The sequence below is a fragment of the Burkholderia sp. MS389 genome, from assembly GCF_016899425.1.
GTDB lineage: Bacteria > Pseudomonadota > Gammaproteobacteria > Burkholderiales > Burkholderiaceae > Burkholderia > Burkholderia sola.
The window spans coordinates 1,048,387-1,072,037 of record NZ_CP045995.1 but is presented as its reverse complement, the minus strand read 5'-3'; the positions used below and the strand labels follow the sequence as shown (position 1 = coordinate 1,072,037).

Genomic DNA, 23,651 nt, shown 5'->3' with positions numbered 1-23,651 from the left:
TGCGCCCTGACGCGGAAAAACGATGACGACGATCGATTCGACGCCGCGCATGCATGCGTGGCGCAGCCGGGCGGCGCGCGCGCTGCTCGCGGGGCTGCTCGTGCTGTTGGCCGGGTGCCAGAAGGAGCTGTACTCGGGCCTGTCGGAGCGCGACGCGAACCAGATGATCGCGGTGCTCGGCGACGCGGGCATCAGCGCGTCGAAGGACAACGACGCGCGCGACACGTCGGACCGCAACGCGTGGCTCGTGAGCGTCGCGGACGGCGACATGCAGTCTGCGCTCACGGTGCTGCACGCGAACGGGCTGCCGAAGCCGAGCTATGCGAGCCTGGGCGAGCTGTTCCAGAAGCAGGGCCTCGTGTCGACGCCGGCCGAGGAGCGCGTGCGCTACCTGTACGGCGTGTCGCAGGACCTGTCGCGCACGCTGCAGGACATCGAGGGCGTGGTCGTCGCGCGCGTGCAGGTCGTGATTCCGGAGAACGATCCGCTCGCGGACAAGATCAAGCCGTCGTCGGCCGCGGTGTACATCCGCTATCGGCCGGGCGTCGACTTGCGCGCGATGGCGCCGATGGTCAAGGATCTCGTCGCGCACAGCATCGAAGGGCTGCAGTACGACAACGTGTCGCTGTTCCTGCAGCCGGCCGCCGCGCGCGCGACGCGCGTGGACGGAATCGGCAGCGCGGTGTCGGACATCCTGCGGCTGCGCTCGCCGCTCGGCTGGCTCGTGTTCGCGCTGATCCTGCTGACCTGCGCGGTGATCGCGCTGTCGGCCGCGCGGCGCGGGATGTTCGGCGCGCGGCTCGCGGGGCTGCTCGGCGCACCGCGCGGCGCGAACGGCGGCGGCGCGGCCCCGCAGCAGGCAGGCGGCGGGCTGCGCACGCCGGACGGCGCGCGCGACGGCGCATGAGCGATTCGCACGCGCGGCCGCCGGGCGACGCGTCTGACGCGACGCGGCTGCCATGGCTGCACCCGCTTGCGCCGCCGCCGGCCGCGCGCGCTGCCGCGTTCCATGCGCTCGTCTGCGATTTCAACCTGCGGCCCGACCGCTATCTGCACGTGACCCGCGTGCCGGCCGACTGGCCCGCGCGCTACCGTTCGCCGGACGCGTTCGGCGCGGCCGGCCGCAAGCTGCTCGCGCGGCATTTGCTCGACGCGAACGGCGTGGCCGACCGGCACGACTTCGACGTCGCGAACCCGTGCGCGCGGCTCGCGCTGCTGCCGGGCGCGGCGCTCGAGCAACTGGCCGCGTATGCGGGGCTGCTGCTGCACCGCGCGTGGCTGCGCGACGCGCTGGCCGGGCGCCGCATCCGCGCGGAAGTCGCGGCGCGGCTCGGCGGCGATGCGCTCGAGCTGGCGCTCGAACGCGCGCCGGAATTCGGCGCGCTCGCGGAAACGCTCGAACCGTGGCGCGCCGATCCCGCCGCGCTGCCGGTCGTGATCCGCGCGCGCGGCGGCCGGCTGCTCGCGGATTTCATCGGCGTGGCCGGCGATGCGGTCGCGCGGCGCGTGCGCCTGAAATTCAACCGTGCGATCGACGACGAGGCGCCGTACTGGCTGAACCGCGCGCAGCGCGATCAGTTCGGCGAACTGATGTTCCTGTTTCTGATTCCCGAGAGGCTTGCGTCATGGGACTGGCTTTTCTGATCACGAGCGACAACCTGCAGCTGCTGTCCGAGCGCAAGGTGCTCAAGGAGCGCGAATACGCGGCGCTGCTCGACGCGTCCGCGGTGATCGCGACCGCGCATGAAGAGGCGGCACGCATCGTCGCCGACGCGCAGCGCGAATTCGACAAGCGCCAGGCGGCCGGCTACGACGAAGGCATGCGCCGCGCGCAGCGCGAGCAGGCCGCGCAGGCGTACACGCAGGCGCTCGCCGCCACGCGCACGATGGAGACGATGAAGGACGCGATGGCCGATATCGTCGTGAAAGCCGTGCGCGCGATCGTCGGCGAGATGAGCACGCAGAAGCTGTACGAGGCCGCGCTCACGCGGATCGCGCCGCTCGTGCGCGACGAGGCGTTCCTGATCGTGCGTATCGCGCCCGGCCGCACCGACGAGATGCGCGATGCGCTCGACGGCGCATTCGCCGGGCAGTCGAACCGGCAGAAGATCCGCATCGTCGAGGACGCTCGACTCGAACGCCACGCGTGCACGGTCGAGACGCCGTCCGGGCGCATCGACGCGAGCCTCGACCTGCAGATCGACGCGTTGCGCCAGGCGATTCGCCGCGACGCGCTGAAGGGGGCCGCGCGATGAACGCGCCGCTCGACGATCCGCCGTCGTTCGGCGACGACGACGGCGCGCCGTTCGATCGCGGCCGCCTCGTCGGCGAACTCGACGCGGGGCTCGCGTTTTTTTCGCCGGTGTCGGTGCAGGGCCGCGTCAACCATGCGGTCGGGCAGATATTGAACGCGACGGGCATCCGCGCGCGGCTCGGCGAGATCTGCGAGCTGCGCACGCCGAACCAGCCGACGCTGCTTGCGGAGGTGGTCGGCTTCTCGCGGCAGACGACGCTGCTCACGCCGCTCGGCGACGTGGCCGGGCTGTCGCCGGAGACGACCGTCGTGCCGTCTGGGCGCGAGCATGTGTTCCCGGTGGGCGAAGGGCTGTTCGGCCGCGTGCTCGACGGGCTCGGCCGGCCGCTCGACGATCGCGGGCCGGTGACGGGCGCCGCGTGGGTATCGACGCAGCAGGACCCGCCGAATCCGCTTGCGCGCAAGCTGATCGACACGCCGTTTCCGACCGGCGTGCGCGTGATCGACGGCCTGATGACGCTCGGCGTCGGGCAGCGCGTCGGCATCTTCGCGCCGTCGGGCGTCGGCAAGAGCACACTGCTCGGGATGATCGCGCGCGGCGCGCAGGCCGACGTGAACGTGATCGCGCTGGTCGGCGAACGCGGTCGCGAGGTGCGCGAATTCATCGAGCACAGCCTGTCGCCGGAGGTGCGCGCGCGTTCGATCGTCGTCGTGTCGACGTCGGACCGCCCCGCGATGGAGCGCGTGAAATCCGCGCTGGTCGCGACCGCGATCGCCGAGCACTTTCGCGATGCGGGCAAGCGCGTGCTGCTGCTGGTCGATTCGCTGACGCGCTTCGCCCGCGCGCAGCGCGAGGTCGGCCTCGCGAGCGGCGAGCCGCCAACGCGGCGCAGCTTTCCGCCGTCGACGTTCGCGGTGCTGCCGCGCCTGCTCGAACGCGCGGGGCAGGGCGCGCGCGGATCGATCACCGCGCTGTACACGGTGCTCGTCGAAGGCGATGAGGAATCCGACCCGATCGCCGAGGAAGTGCGCTCGATTCTCGACGGCCATATCGTGCTGTCGCGCAAGATCGCGCTCGCGAACCGCTATCCGGCGATCGACGTGCTCGCGAGCCTGTCGCGCGTGATGCCGCTCGTCGCGAGCCGCGCGCACCAGCATGCGGCCGCGCGCGTGCGCGAGCTGATCGCGAAGTACCAGGAAATCGAGCTGCTCGTGCAGATCGGCGAGTATCGCGAAGGCAGCGACCGGCTCGGCGATCTCGCGCTGCGTGCGCGCGACGCGATCGGCGCGTTCTGCGCGCAGGCGTCGGACGAGGACGTGCGCTTCGACGCGCTGCTCGCGAAACTGACGAAGCTGGCGAACGATCATGTCTGAAGCCGACGACCGTCTCGTGCTCGCGACGCTCGCCCGCCTGAAGCGCGTGCGCGAGATGCGAAGCCAGATCGCGCGCGTCGCGGCCGCGCGCCAGCAGGGCATCGCCGCGCAGAGCCGGCGCGCGCTGGCGGCCGCGCAGGCGCAGCTCGCGCAGCAGGTCGCCGCGAAGGCCGCGATCCAGACACGGCTCGCCGACGACGTGCGCGAAGCGCGCGCATTGCAGGACGCGGCGGCCGATACGCGCACGTTCGACCGGCATATCGGCACCGCGAACGCGTCGGTGAGCGAGGCCGCGCACGTGCATCGCGGCCACGAGGCGACGCTCGCCGACCTGCAGCGCGCCGCGCGCAAGGCGAAGGCCGCCGAGGACAAGCTGGACAAGGCCGGCGAGAAGGCGCTGCACGCGCGCGCCGCGCGGGTCGAGCGCGACGCCGACGAGGTCGCGGACGGCTACGCGGTGCGGCGCTTCGCGACGGGCGGCACCTGGGTGGCCGGCGCGGGCGACGCGGCCGGTCATGCGTCCACGCCGCCGGAGGCCGCCGCCGCGTTCGATGCGGCAATGACCGAAGCGGAAACCGGTGCCGACATCACGGCTAAAACCGGCCCGTCCGCCTCGCCCGACGACTCCGCCCCGCCCGCCGTCGCGGAGCGCCGATGCTAGACCAGGCCGCGGGTTTCAACGACGTCGCCGGCATGCTGCGGCCGCTGCTCTACGTGATGCCGCGCCTGCTGCCGATCATGTTCGTCGTGCCGGTGTTCAACGAGCAGATCATCACGGGCCTCGTGCGCAACGGGATCGCGGTCGTGATCGCCGCGTTCGTCGCGCCGACGATCGACGCCGCGCAGGTCGCCGCGCTGCCGTTCCTGATGTGGTGCCTGCTCGTCGCGAAGGAGGCGGTGGTCGGCATGCTGCTCGCGGGCGCGTTCAGCGCGGTGCTGTTCGCGATCCAGGGCGTCGGCTACCTGATCGACTTCCAGACCGGCAGCGGCAGCGCCGCGTTCTTCGATCCGATGGGCGGGCACGAGGGCGGCCCGACGTCCGGATTCCTGAATTTCGTCGCGATCGCGCTGTTCGTCACGGCGGGCGGCTTGCAGGTGCTCGTGCAACTGTTCGCGCAGTCGTACGCATGGTGGCCGATCGGCTCGCTCGGCCCCGATTTCTCGTCGATGCTGCAAACCTTCATCGTGCGGCAGACCGATACGATCTTCGAATGGATGGTGAAGCTCGCCGCGCCGGTCACGATCGTGCTGGTGCTCGTCGAACTCGGCATCGGCCTGGTCGGGCGCGCGGTGCCGCAGCTCAACATCTTCGTGTTCTCGCAGCCGCTGAAGAGCGCGCTCGCGCTGCTGATGATGGTCCTGTTCCTGCCGGTGGTGTACGCGTCGCTGCATTCGCTGCTGAGCCCCGACAGCGGGCTGATGGCGCTGCTGCGCGCGCTGTTCGCCGCGCACGGCGGCGGCTGAGCGCGCGGGAGCCGACATGGCCGAAAAGGACCAGAAACCGACCGCGAAGCGCCTGCGCGAGGCGCGCGAGAAGGGCGACGTACCGAAGAGCGCGGAAACGGTGTCGTCGGCGTTCTTCGTCGGCGTGTGCGTGGCGCTCGCGGTGGGCATCGGTTCGATGTTCGCGCGATTGCAGGCGCTGTTCCGGCTCGTGTTCGACGCGGTCGGCGCCGCCGATCCGTCCGCGCGGCTCGCGGTGCTGATCGACGGCGCCGCGCGCGACTGGGCCACGCAGTCCGCGCAGATCGTCGCGGCCGGGCTGCTGGCGGGGCTGCTTGCGGGCTTCGTGCAGGTGGGCGGCGTGATGGCGTGGAGCCGCCTCGTGCCGCAGTTGTCGCGGCTCAACCCGGCCGAGGGGATGAAGAACCTGTGGTCGCTGCGCAACCTGGTCAACCTCGCGAAGATGCTGCTGAAGACGGCGCTGCTCGTCGCGACGCTCGGCTGGCTGATCGTCGAGTCGCTCGATCCGTCCGTGCAGTCGGGCTTCACGCGGCCGGTCTCGATCCTCGCGCTGATCGTGAAGCTGCTGATGCTGCTGTTCGGCTGGGCCGCGCTGATCTACATCGTGATGGCGCTGATCGACATCGTGCACCAGCGGCACGAATTCAACCAGAAAATGAAAATGTCGATCGACGAAGTGCGGCGCGAGCACAAGGAGGACGAAGGCGATCCGCACATCGAGGCGAAGCGCCGCCAGCTCGCGCGCGAAGTGCAGTTCGCATCGCTGCCGGACCGGGTCGGCTATGCGTCGGTGGTCGTCTATTCGCCGCGCGTCGCGGTCGCGCTCTACTACGGCGGGATGGGCTCGCTGCCGTGGGTGCTCGCGCGCGGCGAGGGCGACGCGGCCGAGCGGATCGTGCGGCTGGCCCGCGACGCGCTGCGCCCGACGCTCGCGAACGTCGGGCTCGCGCAGGCGCTGTACGAGACGACGCCCGAGAACGGCACGATCCAGCCGCAGCACTTCCGCGAGGTCGCGCAGTTGCTGAAATGGGCGACCGGCGCCGCGTGACGCGGCGTTCCGGAGGGCGTCATGCCGGTATGCCCCCCTTTTTTTGCCTGCCTTGCCTGCCGGCCATCCGGCGGGATTCGATATGGCCCCGTGATCTGGCCATCCGCACGCGGCGCTTGACGTCCATTTTTTTCCGGACGGTGCCCGCATTCACTGGTGAATTATTGCTGATTTATTTCTTCGTAATATGGCTCGACCGTCATGCCCGACGGCGGGCCGCGAGGTGCGCGGTGCGTGACGGAACAGGTCAACAGGGGCAGACAAATCAATGTGCGGAATCGACGGCTTTCTGAATAGCGTCGCCTTCGATGAGGAGACAGCGCGCGGCACGCTCGCGCGAATGACGGCGAGCCTCGCGCATCGCGGGCCGGACGGGCAGGGCATCTGGGTCGACCCGGAAGCCGGCATCGCGCTCGGCCACCGGCGGCTCGCGATCGTCGACCTGTCGGTGCACGGCCGGCAGCCGATGGCTTCCGCGTGCGGCCGCTACGTCCTCGTCTTCAATGGCGAAATCTACAACCATCGCGAACTGCGCGCGGAGCTCGAGCGCACGGGGCGCGCACCGGCGTGGCGCGGCCACTCCGACAGCGAGGTGCTGATCGCGGCGATCGTCGCGTGGGGCGTCGAGGCCACGTTGCGGCGCGCGACCGGCATGTTCGCGTTCGCGCTGTGGAATCGCGCGTCGCGGGTGCTGACGCTCGCGCGCGACCGGATCGGCGAGAAGCCGCTCTACTACGGCCGGATCGGCGACGCGCTCGTGTTCGCGTCCGAGCTGAAGGCGTTGCGCGGCTATCCGGGCTTCGACGGCACGATCGACCGCGACGCGCTGTGCCTGTATCTGCGCCAGTCGAGCGTGCCCGCGCCTTACACGATCTATCGCGGCATCCGCAAGCTGCCGCCCGGCACGTACATCCAGTTCGAACATGCGCGCGACACGCCGCGCGTGCGTGCGTACTGGACGCTCGAACAGGCGATCGAGGCGGGCCGCGCGCAGCCGTTCGAGGGCAGCGCCGGCGAAGCCGTCGATCAGCTCGACACGATCCTGCGCCAGGCCGTCGCGCGGCAGATGGAAGCCGACGTGCCGCTCGGCGCGTTCCTGTCGGGCGGCATCGATTCGTCGGCGATCGTCGCACTGATGCAGGCGCAATCGGCGTCGCCGGTCGACACGTTTACGATCGGCTTTCACGAGGCCGGCTACGACGAGGCCGGTTACGCGAAGGCCGTCGCGCGCCATCTCGGCACGCGCCATACCGAGCTTTACGTGACGGCCGACCACGCGCTCGGCGTCGTGCCGAAGCTGCCGTCGATCTACGACGAGCCGTTTTCCGATGCGTCGCAGATCCCGACTTTTCTGGTGTCCGAACTGACGCGCCGGCACGTGAAGGTGAGCCTGTCCGGCGACGGCGGCGACGAGCTGTTCGGCGGCTATACGCGCTACTTCCTGACGCCGCGCCTGTGGCGCAAGCTGCATCGCGTGCCGGCGGCGGTGCGCGCGCGGATCGCCGCCGCGCTGCATGCGTTGCGGCCCGATCACGCGGACCAGCTCGCGGCCGTCGCGCAGGGCGCATGGGGCGGCGGCGTGGAAGCGCGCGAATCGTCGTCGCGCATCGGCGATCGCCTGCACAAGCTCGGCCATGTGATGACCGCCGAGAGCCGCATCGGGCTGTACCGGCTGCTGATGTCGTCCGTGCATCATCCGGAGCGCATCGCGCTGGCGGGGCAGGAGCCGCCGACGCCGCTCGACACGGTATCCGCGTGGCCCGCGCACCTGAGCTTCGCCGAGCAGGCGATGGCGATCGACACGCTCACGTACCTGCCGACCGACATCCTCGCGAAGGTCGATCGCGCGGCGATGGCCGTGAGCCTCGAGACGCGCATGCCGTTCCTCGATCATCACGTCGTCGAATTCGCGTGGCGCGTGCCGGCGTCGGTGCGCTTGCCGGAAGGGCAGTCGAAGGCGCTGCTGCGCCGGCTGCTCGACCGGTACGTGCCGTCCGCGCTGATCGACCGGCCGAAGCAGGGCTTCTGCGCGCCCGTCGACCACTGGCTGCGCGGCGCGCTGCGCGACTGGGCCGACGCGCTGCTGCGGCCGTCGCGCCTGCGCGACGAAGGCTTCTTCGATGCGGCGGCGGTCGAGCGGCTGTGGCGCCAGCACCAGACGGGCCGGATGAACTGGCAGCACCAGCTGTGGACGGTGCTGATGTTCCAGGCGTGGCTGGAACATCAGCGGGCGACGTGATGCGGCGTGCCGCGCGCGGCGCCACGCGCACCGCGCGCGAGGATCAGCCGACGATCAGCGGCGTGCCGACCGACAGGCGGTTCGGATCGCGTGACACCGACGGATTGAGCTGCAGGATCTCGTTGAACGCGCGCGTATCCTGCTCGCCGCGCGTCATCGCCTGCTGATCGGCGCGCGACACGTGCGCGGCGTCGAGCAGCGACTGGCGATGCTGGTCGGCGATGACCCACAGCGAATCGCCCGCGACGACGATGTAGGGCTGCGGCGACGCCGACGGTTGCGCGGTCGACGGCGTGGCGCTGGCGGACGGCGAAGCCGGCGCGGCAGGCGACGCACTGGGCGATGCGCTCGCCGAAGCGCTTGGCGCGGCGCTTGCCGAAGGACTGGCCGAACGGCTGGCCGACGCGCTCGGCGACGCACCGGGCGCGAGATTCGATTGCGACGAATTCGACTGATTCGACGAACCGGACCCCGAGCCGAAGAACGTCGTCAACAGACCTTCGATCAGCTTGTACGCGAACGCGCCGACCGGAATCAGCACGACGGCCGTCGGGATCTTCTTGATCAGCGGCGTCGCGTTCGGGAAATGCGTGTTCAGACGCCCGCCGAGCAGCAGCGCGGTGGACACGCCGGTCGCGATCGCGAGATCGTAATGGCCGCCGCTCCACTGCACGCCGGTGCCGAGACCGCCGTACGCGACGGCCATGAAGTCGCTCGCCGAATCGGTGAAGCGCACGATGCGGCTGCGCTTGTCGGCATTCACGCGGTGCGCGCCGATCGTGTAGACGAGGCCCGCATACGTGGCGCCGAACGCACCGCTCGCGATGGCGGCCGAGCCGTAGGCGAGATCGAACGCCCCGTGCGCGTGCACCATGCCGCTGATGCCGACCGCGAGCGTCGCGGTCGACGTGATCGCGGCGCCCGCGCGGCCCGCGATCCCGAACAGGTGACGCGGGTTACCGGTATGGAGCTGCTGCAGCGACGTGCCGCCGACGGTGCCCTGCATCTGCGCGAGCACGTCCGCGGCGAGCGCCTTGATGTGGGTGGTCGCGTCGTCGAAACTCATCAGCCCGACGCGGTTCAGTTCGACATACTGCGCGGCCAGCGTCCGCGCTTCGTTCGAGATCTGCTCGAGCTGCGCGCGCCGGTTCTGGCCGTAATCGTGCGCGCCCGAGCGCAGCTGCCGCGACAGCGTCACTTCGAGCCGCGTGAGCACCGCCTGCGCGGCTTTCGGATCGCCGGCCTGCAGGCTGCGCACCGCGCCCTGGTGCATGACCTGGAACACGCGACCGAGACGCGAGCCCAGCAGGAACGACGACGTCGCGCTGCTCAGCATGTCCTGCCGCAGCACGTGCGTCGCGCCGAGCGTATCGGCGATCACGAGCGCGCCCGCACCGGTGACGAGCGAGCTGAAGCCGATCGACTTCCACAGCTCCGCCTTGCGGAACGACGGCCGATGCACGCGCAGCGCGTTGATCTGCGCGAGCGCCTGCAGTTCCTCGATCATCTTCGCCTGTTTCGGGTTCGCCGCGATCTGCCGGCCGACGCTGATCGGCTTCGACGGATCGTTCTTCAGCGCTTCGCGCTCGACCACCGATTGCCAGTACGCGCGACTGTCGGGCAGCGGCCCGGCGGGATCGGCGGTCGACACGACGGTGCCGCGCGCCGGCGCGCGGCCGCCCGCTTCCGCGAGCCAGCGTTCGCCGAAGCGGCGGGCGAGTTTTTCGGTGCGCGTGGCGGGCGGATGATCGGCCGACGCCCACTGCGTCATCGCATGCTCGATCGTCGCCTTGCGCGCCTGGTTGACGAGCGCGGTCGTGTTGCGTTCGTACAGTTCGCCGCGCAGCGTCGCGAGCGCGTCGTCGGACAGCCCTTTCGACTTGCCGATGCGCGCGATCTCCGCGAACAGCACCTGCTGCTGGTTCGCGAACGCCTCGGGGCTCACCGGTTCGAACACGCGCGTGAGCGCATCGGCGCCGTGCAACCGTGCGAACTTGCCGTGACGGTCGGTCTGGTAATAGTCGACGATCCGTTCCGCCAGCGCCCGCGTCAGGTCCTGGTTCGCGATGAAGTCGGCGCCGTGCGTGCCGTACGACAGCCCGACGTGCAGCCAGTCGATCGCCTTGCGGTCGAGCAGCGCATCGAGCAGCTCGACGTGGCCGGCGCCAGGCACCGGTTCGAGCACGGCGTCCCATCCGTGAAAGCTCAGCATCACGTTCGGCGCGGGCTCGCCGGCGTGATCGTGCGACCACGTCTCGAACGACGTCATCAGCCGTGTGTACTCGGCATAGCTGTCGTTGGTGCCGGCGATCGTGCGGCGGTCGTCCGCGGAGACGAGCGGGCGGCCCGACGCCGCTTCGAGACGAAGCTGGAAGCCGTGGCGCGATGCCGCGGTGAGCCATTTGTGCAGATGCGCGATGTCGTCGAGCTCGAGCGTGCGCGTGGTGCCGTCCGGCGCCTCGCGCGTGATCGTCGCGTCGGCCTCGTTGTAGCGCGCGCCGATCGGGGAGCCGAACTGGCGCGCGCGCCGGATGAACGCCGGATCGTGCTTGCCGCCGCGCGCGGCCGCGAGCGTATGCGGATCGACCGGAATCGACACCACCGGCATCGCGCCGCCATATTGCTCGACGTAGCGCACCGCGAGCGCGGGATCGTCGCGCAGGTTGAACGCACGCGCCATCGGCGCGACGCGGTCCTGGATCTCGGCCGGCGCGCGCACGAACGCCTGGATCGCGCGCTTGTCGATCATGCGTGCCGCGCTGTGGCGCGTGGCGTAAGCCTGCATCCACTTCACGAAGCGGTTGTGATCGCCGCCGGGATCGGCGACCGGCCCGCGCGACGGCATGCTCGACACCTCGCGCGCGAGACCGATGGGGATGCCGAGCGCCTTCAGCATCGGTGCGTCGGCCAGGATCGTCTGCGGTTCGTCGGTCAGCGCGAGGCCGCCGGCATCGGGCTGGTTCTTGCGTGCGGTGACCGCCTTCACGCGGCCGATCGTCGGGAACCAGTCGGCCACCTTCGCGGCGCCGTAACGCATCACCCATTCCGCGACCGTGCTCGAACCCAGGCTCGGCTGGTAGGGCCGCAGCGTCAGCGGCTTGGCCGCCGGCGTTTTCGGCGGCTTCGGCGCATTCGACGCGTTTGCCGCGTTCGCGGCGCGGCGGTTGCGCCGGCCGCCCTTGCCGCGCAGCGCATTGCGGACCCGGCTGGCGGAGCCGGTTGCGCCGCTGGCGCCGCCGCCCGCCGGCTGCGCGGCTTGCTGGGCCGCGGCGAGGTCGGCCTGAGCGGCTTTCACGCGATCGATCTGGCCGGCGATCTGCGTGCGGATCCACCGCGTGGCGAGGTCGAACTTCTGCGGCAGCGCATCGAAATACGACTTCTCGTCGAGCAGCTGCGTGAGTCGTTGCGCGAGCGCGGCTTTCTGCGTGGCGGTCGCGCGCGGATCGAACGCCTCGGGCGCGAGCGTCGACAGCAGGAAGTGCTGGTTCGCGCCGAACGGGCCGCGCCCGAGCGGCATCTCGTCGAGCGGGCGGCCCGCGTCCGGGTGGTCGCGCAATTGCTCGGCGTTGTCGTACCAGAGCGCGTTGCCGTCGTGGATCGCGATGATGCCGCGGCGCGTATGCAGCGATTCGGCAACCGGATGATCGGTCTCGTACACGTACACGTAGTGATTGCCGCCCAGCGCCTTCAGTTCCAGCGCACGCATCAGGTGCAGCGTGTTCGCGCCGCTGAAGTCGATCGCGAGCTGCTTGCTGTCCGGGACGAGCTTCGGCGGCAGGAACGGACTGTCGGCGCCTTCGATCTCGGCGATCTTGCGGCGCACGCCGGGGTCGGCTTTCGCGAGGCCGCGCTGCACGCGCGTGCCGAGTTTCTGCATCGGCGGCTTCTCGTCGCCGAGCGCCTTGCGCATTTCCGCCGGCGCGAAGCCGCCGTAGCGCTCGACCGTGTCGTGCGCGACGTCCGTCACGACGAATCGCACGCCGCGCCGGCCGCCGGACAGGTTGCGCGCGCGCCGGCGGAATGCGGCGCCGAGATCGCGCGGCGCGATCGTCGCGTCGCCGAGCGAGGTCGACTCGTGATAGGTCCAGTCGTGCGCGGCGTTGCGCGTCGCGTAGCCGAGCACCTTGCCGGTTTCCTTGTCGATCGCGTAAAGCGTCGCGCCGTCGCCGGCCGCTTTCGCCGCCTGCTTCGGCCGGCGAAAGCGCGGCGCGTCGGCAAGCGACTTCAGCGTCGTGACGACGTCCGCGTCGGGCGTCGCGGCCGCCTGTTCGGCTTCCCACGTGCGGCCGTCGCTGCGCGCGGTGATCCGCGCGGCGCCGCCGTACTCGCGCAATTCCGCGAGCGGCACGGGCGACACGTAGAAATCGACGTCCGCCCGTTCCGCGCTGCCGTTGTCCTTCAGCGCGCGATAGACCGCGTCGGGGATCGACACGGCCGGATCGGCGGACGCCTTGTCGACGAACGTACCGTGCTCGTCGGTGCGCATGCTCGCGACGAATTTCGGCTGCGCATGGCGCGCGTCGATCGACGCGTCCGGCCGCGCTTCATGCTCGGCGATCAGCACGTGCGCATTCGTGCCGAACGCATCCTTCATCTGCTGGAGCGACGCGAGTTGCGAACCGTCGATGCGGATCAGGTCGCGCTTGCCGTGCGAGGCGAGGTGATCGAGCGCATGCTGGCGGCGCGCGGCGTCCGCCGCCGCTGCGGGCACCGGCGCGTTCGACCCCGGCTGCGGCGCGGGCGCCGGCATCTCGCGCGGCACGCCGAGCGCGTGCATCGCGTCGGCCTGGCTCGCATAGTACGCGCGATAGGTCGCGTGGCCCGGCACGGACGGCGCGACGTCGCCGAAGGCGGCCGCGAGCCGGCGCAGCCCGGCTTCGTCGCCGGGCATCACGTGGTCGGCTTCGCGTGCGATCGCATCGGGCAGGCGGGCGTCCCTGGCGATGTCGATGCCGCCATCGTCGAGGATTTCGCGGCGCACCGCGAACGCATTCGCCTGCGCGCGCGCTTCGGCCATCAGCGCGCTGTCGGTCAGCGCGTCCGGCGACGAGCGGTCGAGCGCGAGGCGGCGCGTGATCGTCTCGACCGCATGCTGCGCTTCGTGTGCGAGCGTGTAGACGAGCGTGCCGGCGCCGTAGAACTGCCCGTCGAGCACGATCCGCTGCTTCGCGGTATCGATCCGGCTGCCGCGCCCGGGCCGGCCCACCACGATTTTCCAGCCGGCCTCGCCGGCCAGCGCGACCTGCTGGCGCAACAGGCTCGAGCGGTCGACGAGCGCATGGGCGGCCTTGGGCAGCGGCGCGCCGCCGAACCGCATCCGGATGCGCGTGATGACGGACGGCTTCTGCACGAACGCGTCGGGCGGCAAGTGCTCGGTGATGCCGGGATGCGCGAGCTCGATCGCGCCGCGCGCGATGCCGTCCTCGAGCATCACGCGCAGCGTGCCGATCTCGCGGACGATGCCTTCCACGTTCAGCTTCGGCGCATCGGTCATGACCGTCGACGGATCGCTCAGGTAGAAGTCGCCGTGCGCATCGAACACGCCTTCGAAGTCGTAGTACAGACGGTGCTGCGCGGTGATGTCGCGCGCGCGGTCGAGCTGCGCGAACGCGTCGCGGGTGACGCGCGACGGCAGCATGCCGGCCATCACGTCGTGGCTGCTCAGCGACGCGAACGGCGCGTACATCACGGCCACGCGATCGAATGCCGCGAACGGGCCGCCGACCGTCAGCGTGCGCAGCCCGTGTGCGCGCAGCGCCGCGAGCCCTTCCTGTTCGAGGCGGATCGATTCGATGTGGCCGAGAATCGCGCGATTGTCCGTGCCCTCGTAGAGACCGATCGCATTGCGCCGGCCCAGTTCGAACACGGTCTTCTCGATGCCGGCGCCGGTGGCCGCGCCGGTGAAGCGCTCGACCGGCACGCGTGCGGCCGGATCGCCGCTCGCGTGGACGCCGTTGCCGTCGACGTCGAGCGCGCCGAGGTCCGGGCGCTGGTGCGGCGCCGGATCGTAGCGCAGCCACGCGTTGGTATGGCTGAGCCGCGCCTCGGCGCCGAGTCCGACCGCGATCGTCGGCGGCGCGTAGACGGGGCGCTGCCAGACGTTCGCGAGCCAGGCGGCGGCGTCGCGGCCGTTGCGTGCCGACAGAATCACCGACGAGCCGGGCAGGCCGAGCACCGAGCGGTGCGCGAGCGTGACCTCGACCGGCGTGTACGGCCGGCCGTCCGGATCGACGAGGCGGCCTTGCGCGTCGGTGACGCCATGCACGATCACGATGCGGCCGTCGCGGTCGTAGGACAGCGGACCCGAGCGATCGAGCGTCAGCGCGTCGACGCCGGCGACCGGCTTGCCGTCGAACGGCGAGGCCTTCACCGCACGTGCGCGCGACCATGCCGTTTCTTCGGCGAGCGTGGCGGCCGTCTCGCGCGGCGCCGGCATCGTCACGCCGGCGCGCTGCGCGGCCTGCGCCTGGCGCCGGTACAGCTCGCCGTAGGTGACGCCGCCGTCGAGCGACGTCGGGCTGTGCTCGAACGCGTCGGCGAGGCGCGCGAGCGAGGCGGCGTCGCCGGCCCGCGCGCGGCCGTATTCGTTGGCGATCGCGTCGGGCAGCGCGACGTGGCGGCCGATGTCGATGCCGAGGTTCGCGCGGATCTCGTCGCGCACCGCGAATGCGTTGACCTGCGCGCGCGCCTCGGCGAGCAGCGCGCTGCGCACGTAGCGCTGCGTCGAGCCATAGTCGAGCCCGAGCGTGCCGGTCGCGGCCTCGAGCGCATGGCGGGCTTCGTGCGCGAGCACGTAGACCATCGATCCGGTCGACTGCAGGCCCCCGTCGATCGTGACGCGCCGCCGTCGCGTGTCGATCTTGCTGCCGCCGCCCGGCTTGCCGCGCACGACTTTCCAGCCTGCGTCGGCGCCGAGCCGAAGCTGCTGCGACAGCAGGCTCGATGCGTCGATCAGCCGGTACGCTTCCTTCGGCAGCGGCGCGCCGCCGAAGCGCATCCGCACGCGCGTGATGACCGACGGCTTTTGCACGAACGCATCGGGCGGCGGCGTTTCGGCGAGTCGCGGATGCGCGAGTTCGACGTGGCCGCGCTCGAGGCCTTGCGTCAGCGCGCGTTCGATCACCGCGAGCCGCTGCAGCGTGGTGAAATGCTCGCCCGCGCCCATGCCGATCGCACCGGGGTCGCTCAGCAGGAAATCGCCGCCGCGTGTGAAGAGGCCTTGCAGGTCGAAGCCGATGCCGGTGCGTTCGACGACTTCGCGAATCTGCCGGATGTGCTCGAGCGCCGCGCGCGACACCACGCGCGGCAGCGCGCCCGTCTCGAAGCCGAAGCTGTGGAACACGCCAAGCGGCCGGTACAGCACGGCGACGCGATTCAGCGCGGAGAACGGACCGTCCATCGTCACGGTCTTCAGCCCGTACGACGCGAGATCGTCGAGTGCGATGCTCTCGTCGATCGCCGCCTCGATCTGGCGCGCTTCGGACGTATGCGGGCCGTTGTCGTAAACCGCGAGCGCGGCATCGTGACCGAGCGCGAACACGGTTTTTTCGGCACCGGCGCCGAGCAGCTCGCCGACGTGACGCTCGACGTCGATCCGCGCCGCCGGATTGCTTTCGAGGTGCACGCCTTCGGCGTCGGCCGCCAGTTGCCCGAGATCGTGCGGCGCCGCGGGCGCGGGATCGTAGCGGCGGAATGCGCCGGTGTCGAGCAGCGCCGCGTGTTCGCCGACCGCGTGCGGGGGCGGCGCATACACCGGCCGCTGCCACAGATTCGCGAGCCCGGCGGCGGCCGCCTCGCCGCCGTGCTTCGCGGACAGCACGATCGAATAGCCATCCTTGACCAGGAACGACGGCGCCTGGTCGAGCGCGTATTCGTGCACGCCGGCCGGCCGCCCGCCGGCGAGCAGCGTGCCGTCCGGCAACGTGTCGGCGTGCAGCATCAACACGCCTTCGTCCTCCAGCATCGTGAAGTGGCGGCTGCGCGCCGCCTGCAGGTCGGCCGCCGCGGGCACGGGCCCGTCGCCGAACGGCGACGCATATTCGGCATGCGCGCGGCTCCATGCCACGCGTTCGTCGAAGCTGCGCACCCCGTGCGGCACGTCGCCCGTCTCGTGCGTCTGCGGCGCGGGCATCCGGCGCGGGATGCCGCCGCGGCGCTTCTGGCGCGACCATACGTCGTCGTAGAAATCGCGGTAGGTCTCGCCGTCGCGGCCCGACACGGGCGCATCGGCGAATGCGTCGACGAGGCGTCCGACCGTGCCCGCATAGTCGCGCGACGGCGCGCGCCATGCGGCGCCTTCGCGCTCGATCGCATCCGGCAGGCGCACGTGCGCGGCGATGTCGCCGCCGCCCGCGAGCTCGATTTCGTAGCGTGCCTCGAACGCGTTGATCTGCGCGCGCGCCTCGGCTTCGAGCGCCTTGCGCGTGAAGCGGCTGCGGTTGCCGTAGTCGAGGTTCAGCACGCCGGCCATCGCCTCGACCGCATGGCGCGCTTCGTGCGCGAGCGTATAGGTGATGCTGCCCGGATGCTGGAGCGCGCCGTCGATCGTCACGCGGCGCTTGCGCGGATCGATGCGGCTGCCGCCGCCGCGCTTGCCGAGCGTCACGCGCCAGCCGGCGTCCTGCAGCATGCGCAGTTGCGTGGCGAGCGTGCCCGACTGCATCGCGAGCGCCTGCGCGGCTTCGGGCAGTGCCGCGCCGCCGAAGCGCATCTGCATCCGCGTGACCCAGCCCGGCTTCGCGGCGCCGGCGTCGGGCGGGGCGGTCTCGGTCGTTTCAGGGTGCGCGGCGGCGAGGCCGATGTCGTCGTTCGCCGCGGTGCGACGTTCGCCGCCCGTCGGCGCGCGGTCGGCCTGGCCGTCGGCGTCGTCGAGCGCGCGTGCGCCGCGGTTGGCCGCGGCGGTTTCGCGTTCCGCCATCCGCTCGGGCGTGCCGGCGTGTTCCGGCTTGACGAGCACGAGCACGCGGTTCGGCGCGCTGAACACGCCATCGAGCGCGTTGACCGGCTCGGGCGGCGCAGCCGTCCGCGGCATCGCCGGTTCGTTCGGGCCGCGCTTGCCGGCCAGCACGATCACCGTGTCGTCGGCAGCCGCGCGGGGCGCAGCCGGCGGCGCTTCGTCGGGCGCGATGCCGGCCGGCAGGCCGGCTTCATGGGCCGCGACCGTCTCCGGCGCGGGATCGAAGCGCAGCACGCGCGCGCCCGCGCGCAACTGGCCGTCCGCCCCGAATGCATCGGGCGCGGCTGCATAGACGGGCTTCTGCCAGCGGTTCGCGAGCTCGGGTGCGAGCGCCGCGTCGTGTTCGCCGGCGACGACGATTACCGGTTCCGCGAGATCCTGCGGGCGCGGCGACGATGGCCGCGCACCCGGCGCGTCGGGCGTCGCGCCGCTGCGCACCACGTAGACCGTGCGATCGCCGATTTCCATCGGCTCGGCGTTCGGCCCGCGCGGCACGGCGATGCCGGCCGGATCGGACGTCGCCGCGCGCGCGACGGGCGCGTCGTCCGTCAGATCGACGACCTTCGCGTTGACGCGCGGCGGCGTGCCGTCCGGCTTCGCGCGCGTGCCCGGGCCGGCCGGCTCGTCGGCCGCGACGGGCCGCCAGCGCATCGATTGCGTGTCGGCGCTGCGCCGGTTGGTGCTCGCGGTCGTGCTGCTTTCGGCATCGGTTTCGTCGCGCTGCTGCTGTACGCGGGCGTGTTCCTCGCTGGTGCGGCGCGTGCTGCGCGCGTCGGCGGATACGCTCGCGGCTTCGCCTTCGGCCGCCGTCTGCGCGAGGCGGCGCGGCGCCTGCGCGCCGGCGACCGTCTGCCGGTATGCGTCGCTCGCCTGGTCGAGCACGTGTTGCAGCACGTCGAGCGGCGTCTTCGCGACGATCTTCGGCGTCACGCTCATCTCGCCGTCGGGGCCGAACGACATGCGTTCGCCGGTGCCGGCCACGTCGTCGACGCGCGTGCCATTGGTCCAGGCCTTCGGCGACACCGAGACGACGGACAGCGTGCCGTCCTCGCCGAGCACCACCGATTTGCCCGGCGGCAGGCGCTTCGCGGATGCGCGGTCGAGCACGCGAATCGGCGTGTTGTCGTAGGTGAGCACCTTGTCGCCCACGCGCAGCGTGCCGTCCGGCGACACCTTGACGGCTTCGCCGTCGAGCGTCACGCGCGTGCGACCGGCCGCGAGCGACGACGCGTCGCCGCTGTTGAGAATCCGGCCGATCGTCTGGCTGTCGACGCTGACGGTCTTGCCGTCGGCCCCGCGGATCGGCACCGGCTGGCCGATGCGTGTGCGCACCGACGTCACCGCGCGTTCCTTGAGGCCGCCGGCGGCCATCAACGCGACGTTGGTGATCCCGGACTTGAGCTGCTCGCCGGCCGCTTTCTTGTCGCCGGTGACGAAATACTCGTAGCCCGCTTCGCCGAACGCCTCGACCGCGCCGCCCACGCCCGTCACGACCGCGGTGGTCCGCGCGCCGGTGGCGAGCACCGACGCGACCTTCGGCGTGCGCGTGAGCGCCGTGACCGCGCGCGTGAACAGCTTGCTGCCGGCCAGCTTCGCGGCGCCCGCCGCGCCCATCGGCACGAGGTTGATGAAGTCGGCCCGCGCGCCCGGGTCGGTAAACGGATTGAGACTGCGCCCGTGGTCGGCGCGATTGGCGAGATCGAGTCCGGCGCTCGTCATCGTCGCGCCGATCGCCGTATACATCATCCCCGCACCGAGGATGTTCAGCGGCACGCCGACGATCGCGCCGATGCCGGTGCCGTCGAGCAGCGTGCCGAGACCTTCGAGCGCCATCCCGCCGACCATCATGCCGATGTTCAGGCCCGTGCTCGTCAGCGTGTTCAGAAAACTGTCGAAGCCGCTTTCGTGATGCGCGGCCTTCGACACGAGCTGCAGCGTGCCGTCCGCGTTGTGGCCGGTCGCGATGTCGACGGTGCCGTCCGTCGACAGCTCGTTGTTGTCGATGTAATCGTTGATGTCGTCGTAGTTGCTCGCCGTCTCGTCGACGTACTGCGTGCCGTCCTTGCCGCTGACCTTGAACAGCGCGCTGGTGGTCATGCCGGCATCCTTGGCCGCGTAGACCATCGGCAACACGCTGACCTGCGTCGTCGCGCCGCCGCCGATCGACAGCAGCTTGTCGCGCACGCTGTTGATCGTCTTCAGCTTGTCCTTGTCGGTGTAGCGCGCGACGTCGTCCTTCGTCGGCGATACGGGATCCGAACCGTCGCTCGACGCCGCGTCGTTCTGGACGTCCGGCTGCATGCCGAGCGCGACGCCGATCAGATTGCGCTGCGCGTTGTCGGTCAACTTGCCGAACGCGATCGTGCCGCCGTTGTTCGTGCTCGCGCTGGCTGCGTCGAGCAGCGAATTCGACAACTCGCCGCGATGCGCTTCGTAGAAATCGTGCAGCGCCTTCTTGTAGTCGTTCTCGGCGTCCGAACCGGGCGCCGCATAGCGCAGCCGTTCGTCGAGGCCGGCGTCGAACCCTTCCATCAGCACCTGCTGGTGCGACGTTTCGCTCAGCAGTTGCAGACGCTGTACCGCGTTGTCGGCCTGCGTGACGGCCGCCTTCGCCTTGTCGAGCTCGTCCTGATACAGGTTCGGACGCGGCGCCGACGGCGCCGGGATCATGTCGTCGCCCGAGACGGTGCGAAAGCGCATGGGCGGCGGATTCGCGGCTGCCCAGTCGTCGTACTTTTTCTGCACTGACTCGAGCGTGCTCTTCGCCTGCGTCTGCTTGATGTGCGCCTGCGACAGCGCGAGCTGGGTCGCGCGCTCGTTGACCGAATCCGACATCCGGCTGTCGGCCGCGCGGATCGCGCCCGCGACGGTCTGCATGCGCTTCACGTCGAGCATCGTCGGGCCGGCCTGTGCGGCGGTCGGGCCCGACGACTGCGGCAGCAGGAACGGGCGGTCGAGCAGCGGCGACGCGGGCAGCGACGATGCGCCATTGGACCCGGGCAACGTCGGCGAGGCCTGCGGCGACGCGCTGGGCAGCGTCGGCGTGCCGGTGGGGGCGGCCGACGTCGCCGTCGACAACGACGATGCCGGCACACCCGGCAGGCCGTTCGCGGTCGACAGCGACGGCGTCAGCAGCGGCGTTTGAAGCGTGGGTTTCGTGAAGATCGATTGCGCGTTCACCCGCGCCTTGAGCTGCGACGCCTGATCGTCGTACTGCTGCGCGAGCGTCGCGCCGTACGCGACGACGAAGCCGTCGTGCGCGATGCTCGCCTGCTGCTTCGCCTGATCGAGCTTCGCATACGCATCGCCGAGGTCCAGGTCGACCTGCGGATCCTTGATCATCGCGTGCGGATTGTCCTTGTGCCACGCGCTGGATGCGTCCTGCTTCTTCGTATAGTCGGCCTGCAGCGTGTCGACCTGCCGCTGCGCGGACAGCATCTGCAGATAGCCGCCGCTCGTGTTCGCGGCCGTCTGCGCGCGGGCGAGCGCGGTCTTCGCGTCCGACACCTCGTTCGCGACGACCACCGTCGGTCCTTCCTTGCCGCTGGCCGAATCGTAGCGCTGCTGCGCGTTCGTGAGCGCCAGGCTGTCGTTGGCCGCGCCGTACGCGGCGTTCGCATAATTCGCATCCTTCGCGGCGGACGTGACGGCCTGCTGCGCGGCATCCTGCGAAGCGGGCGCATCGGGCATCGTGACCTGCAGCTCCAGCGGCTGCAACGCGTCGTTCAGCCGCCCGACGCCCGCATCGAGCGCGGCCTTGTAGTCCGGATCGGCGAGGTACGACTGGAACTGCGTATACGCGAGATTGGAATTCGCGACGTCCGCGAAGTATTTCGACGCACCCACGGCCGCCTTCGCGCTCGCGGTCTGCCAATTGTCGTAGAGCCGGATCTGCAGCGGGTTCTTGCAGTCGCCCGGTTGCGGCACCCAGTTCGGATCGTTCGCATGATCGGGGAAGGCGTCGAGCAGCGTCTTGAACTGCTGGTCGGCCGCGTGCTGCGCGTCGCCTGGGTCGGTCACCTTGCCGGAATCGTCGATCTTCATCCCGGCCGGCATGTCGGCGTTCGCCTGTTCGCCGTACAGGATCATGTAGCCGGCGTCGGTCGTCACGTTCAGCTCGCGCTGCGCGGTGTCGGCCGTCGTGCGCGCCTTCGCGTAGTCGGCCTGCGCGGTCTTGCGGTCGTCGGCCGTCGACTCGGGATCGCGGTTGACCAGATGCAGCACGTTCTGCGCGCCTTGCAGCGTCTGCGACGCGTTGTCGTATTTCGTCTGCGCGTCCTGGATCGCTTTCTGTACCGCGCGCGTCTTGTCGTTCTCGACCGTGATGTCGGGCGGCGGCGCCGTATATTGCGCGGCCATGCTCTGGATCAGCGACGTCGCGGACTGGATCTCGGCGTTGGTCGGCTTCGACGGATCGGTGGCCAGCGATGCGGTGACGGGAATCGGCGGCGCGGCGGTCGGGTTCGCGGGCCCGGCGGCCGGATCGTCCTTCTTCGGCGGAGGTGGAGGCGGGGGCGGCGGTGCAACGACCGGATTCAGCGTTTCCGACAGGAAGCGCTGCCAGTTGACACCCAGTCCCAATCCGTCGATCAACAGCATGCTCGTCTCCGTTGAGCCGCGCGATGCGCGGCACGCGCGGCGTCCTGCACGCCGCGACGTGATCGTTCGAGTGTACGGACGCACCCGGCGGCGGGAACGCCGCTGTTTCGTAGCGGCAGGAAGCGCTCGGCGCCCCGGCGTCGCGCGGGCTACGAGATGCGCGCGGCGTGCGGCAGCCATGCCGCGCGGCGTCGTTCGGACCCCTGAAAGCGGCGCGGACGCGCGCGCCCGGCGCCGCGCGCGATCATGCGATTACTGATCGAGACACCGCACGCACAGCCGCTTCGCCTGGCTCGCCGGCAAGCCGCGGCACATCATCACGACCGGGCGCGCATGGCACGACGGGGCGTCGGCGGAGGCGGCCGGCAACGGCAGCCGGCGCGCGCGGTCGGGCGGCGTGGTCGCGGCCGCCTCCATGCGTCGCTGCCGCGCCGGCGGCGGCACGTCGCGCACGACCGGGATCGGCTCGATGCCGCCTTCGTGCGCGTTGCGCTGCGCGCTCGCGACGACGCGGCTCACGTAGCCGCTCGAGAAGCCCGTCGTGAAGTTGCCGCTGTAATAGCACGACAGCGCCGCGCGCAACGCGGCCTGCGTCGCGCCGCCGGTGCCCGACGAGCGCGCGAAGCATTCGGTCAGGATCGCGCCGCCGGCCCGCAGATTGCGGCACGGCTCGAACATCGTCGCTTCGTCGAGCCCGTATTTCGCGAAATTGCGTTCGTTCACCTGCGCGAGACCGACGCTGTAGCTGAAGCCGCGCGACGACAGTGCGCGCGCGGTCGCGCGCGCCTCGTCGAGCGAGGCGGGCTGGCGCGCCAGATGCCCGCCGACCACGCCGATCGCATACGGATTGAAGCCCGACTCGGTGCGCACGAGGGCGGCGAGCGTAGCGGGGTCGACGTTCGGCGCGCACGCGCGAGCGAGTTGCGCGAAACCGGCGGCGCTGCCGGTTGCCTGCGCGACGCCGGGCTGGCCGCACGCGAGCACGAGCGCGACGAGCGCGGCAACGCACGCGGCGGCGGTTCGCAGGGCGCGTGCGCGCATCATCCGGCTCCGGCGACCCGATACGACAGCACGAGCCCGTGCACGAGCAGCGACCAGCCGTCGAGCGCGACGAACAGGAGCAGCTTGAACGGCACGGAGATCGTGGTCGGCGAGATCATCTGCATCCCTAATGCCAGCAGGATGTTCGCGACCAGCAGGTCGACGACGATGAACACGATGTAGATCACGAAGCCGATCTGGAACGCCTTCGTCAGCTCGGCGAGCGTGAAGCTCGGCACCAGCACGAGCAGGTCGTCGTCCTTGATGCCGTCCGCGCGGTTCTTCGGCCACACCGACGTCGCGGTGCGCACGAAGAATTCGCGATCGCGCTGCCGCGTATGCGAGACGAGGAAATCCTTGATCGGCGGCAGCGCGGCATCGGCGAGCGCGCCGATGTCCGACGTCGACAACTGTCCCGACGCATCGAAGTGGCGCGCCTGCAGCGCGTCGCGGATCGACATCCCGACGGGCGCCATGATGAACAGCGACAGGATCAGCGCGATGCCGTTCAGCACCAGGTTCGGCGGCACCTGCTGGATCCCGAGCGCGGAGCGCAGCAGGCCGAGCACGACCACCAGCTTCGTGTAGCTCGTCACCATCAGCGCCGCGAACGGCGCGATGCCGAGCGCGGCGATCACCGCGATCAGCGCGACCGGATTCGGCAGGTTGCCCATCG

11 protein-coding genes are annotated in these 23,651 nt (G+C 70.8%); 8 read left to right on the top strand and 3 right to left on the bottom strand.

Features of this window, described 5'->3' with window-relative positions; translation table 11 throughout:
• The first annotated feature begins 22 nt into the window (after positions 1-22).
• The 8 genes from sctJ (at position 23) to asnB (ending at position 8,379) form a co-directional block, all read left to right on the top strand.
• On the top strand, positions 23-907 hold the full coding sequence (sctJ, locus tag GJG85_RS21180; RefSeq protein WP_050015026.1) for a type III secretion inner membrane ring lipoprotein SctJ: 885 nt from the start codon (positions 23-25) through the stop codon (positions 905-907).
• Positions 904-1,644 carry a SctK family type III secretion system sorting platform protein gene (locus tag GJG85_RS21175; RefSeq protein WP_089489547.1) on the top strand — a complete coding sequence of 247 codons (741 nt, stop codon included), beginning with the start codon at positions 904-906 and terminating at the stop codon, positions 1,642-1,644. The genes sctJ and GJG85_RS21175 overlap by 4 nt, the downstream gene beginning before the upstream one ends.
• Positions 1,626-2,255, top strand: coding sequence for a type III secretion system stator protein SctL (sctL, locus tag GJG85_RS21170; RefSeq protein ID WP_050015029.1), 630 nt, complete (start codon positions 1,626-1,628; stop codon positions 2,253-2,255). The genes GJG85_RS21175 and sctL overlap by 19 nt, the downstream gene beginning before the upstream one ends.
• Complete coding sequence (gene sctN, locus GJG85_RS21165; RefSeq protein ID WP_050015031.1) at positions 2,252-3,628, top strand: type III secretion system ATPase SctN; 1,377 nt, start codon at positions 2,252-2,254, stop codon at positions 3,626-3,628. Before sctL ends, sctN begins: the two co-directional genes overlap by 4 nt.
• The gene (locus GJG85_RS21160; protein WP_204384383.1) at positions 3,621-4,289 is read left to right on the top strand and encodes a hypothetical protein; all 669 of its coding nucleotides are present in this window, start codon (positions 3,621-3,623) and stop codon (positions 4,287-4,289) included. The genes sctN and GJG85_RS21160 overlap by 8 nt, the downstream gene beginning before the upstream one ends.
• Positions 4,283-5,092, top strand: a complete 810-nt coding sequence (sctT, locus tag GJG85_RS21155) for a type III secretion system export apparatus subunit SctT (RefSeq protein WP_069619387.1) — start codon at positions 4,283-4,285, stop codon at positions 5,090-5,092. Before GJG85_RS21160 ends, sctT begins: the two co-directional genes overlap by 7 nt.
• 16 nt (positions 5,093-5,108) lie before the next feature.
• Positions 5,109-6,140, top strand: coding sequence for an EscU/YscU/HrcU family type III secretion system export apparatus switch protein (locus tag GJG85_RS21150; RefSeq protein ID WP_124595235.1), 1,032 nt, complete (start codon positions 5,109-5,111; stop codon positions 6,138-6,140).
• 268 nt (positions 6,141-6,408) lie between these two features.
• Entirely contained in the window at positions 6,409-8,379 is a 1,971-nt protein-coding gene (asnB, locus tag GJG85_RS21145; RefSeq protein WP_050015037.1) for an asparagine synthase (glutamine-hydrolyzing), read from the top strand.
• A gap of 43 nt (positions 8,380-8,422) precedes the next feature.
• Here asnB and GJG85_RS21140 read toward each other — a convergent pair whose 3' ends face one another.
• The 3 genes from GJG85_RS21140 to sctR form a co-directional block, all read right to left on the bottom strand.
• Positions 8,423-21,934 (bottom strand): LWXIA domain-containing protein, encoded by a 13,512-nt coding sequence (locus tag GJG85_RS21140; protein ID WP_204384382.1) that lies wholly within the window; start codon positions 21,932-21,934, stop codon positions 8,423-8,425.
• A gap of 252 nt (positions 21,935-22,186) precedes the next feature.
• Positions 22,187-22,975, bottom strand: coding sequence for a lytic transglycosylase domain-containing protein (locus GJG85_RS21135; protein ID WP_050015041.1), 789 nt, complete (start codon positions 22,973-22,975; stop codon positions 22,187-22,189).
• The gene (sctR, locus tag GJG85_RS21130; protein WP_006480865.1) at positions 22,975-23,649 is read right to left on the bottom strand and encodes a type III secretion system export apparatus subunit SctR; all 675 of its coding nucleotides are present in this window, start codon (positions 23,647-23,649) and stop codon (positions 22,975-22,977) included. The genes GJG85_RS21135 and sctR overlap by 1 nt, the downstream gene beginning before the upstream one ends.
• Positions 23,650-23,651 lie beyond the last annotated feature (2 nt).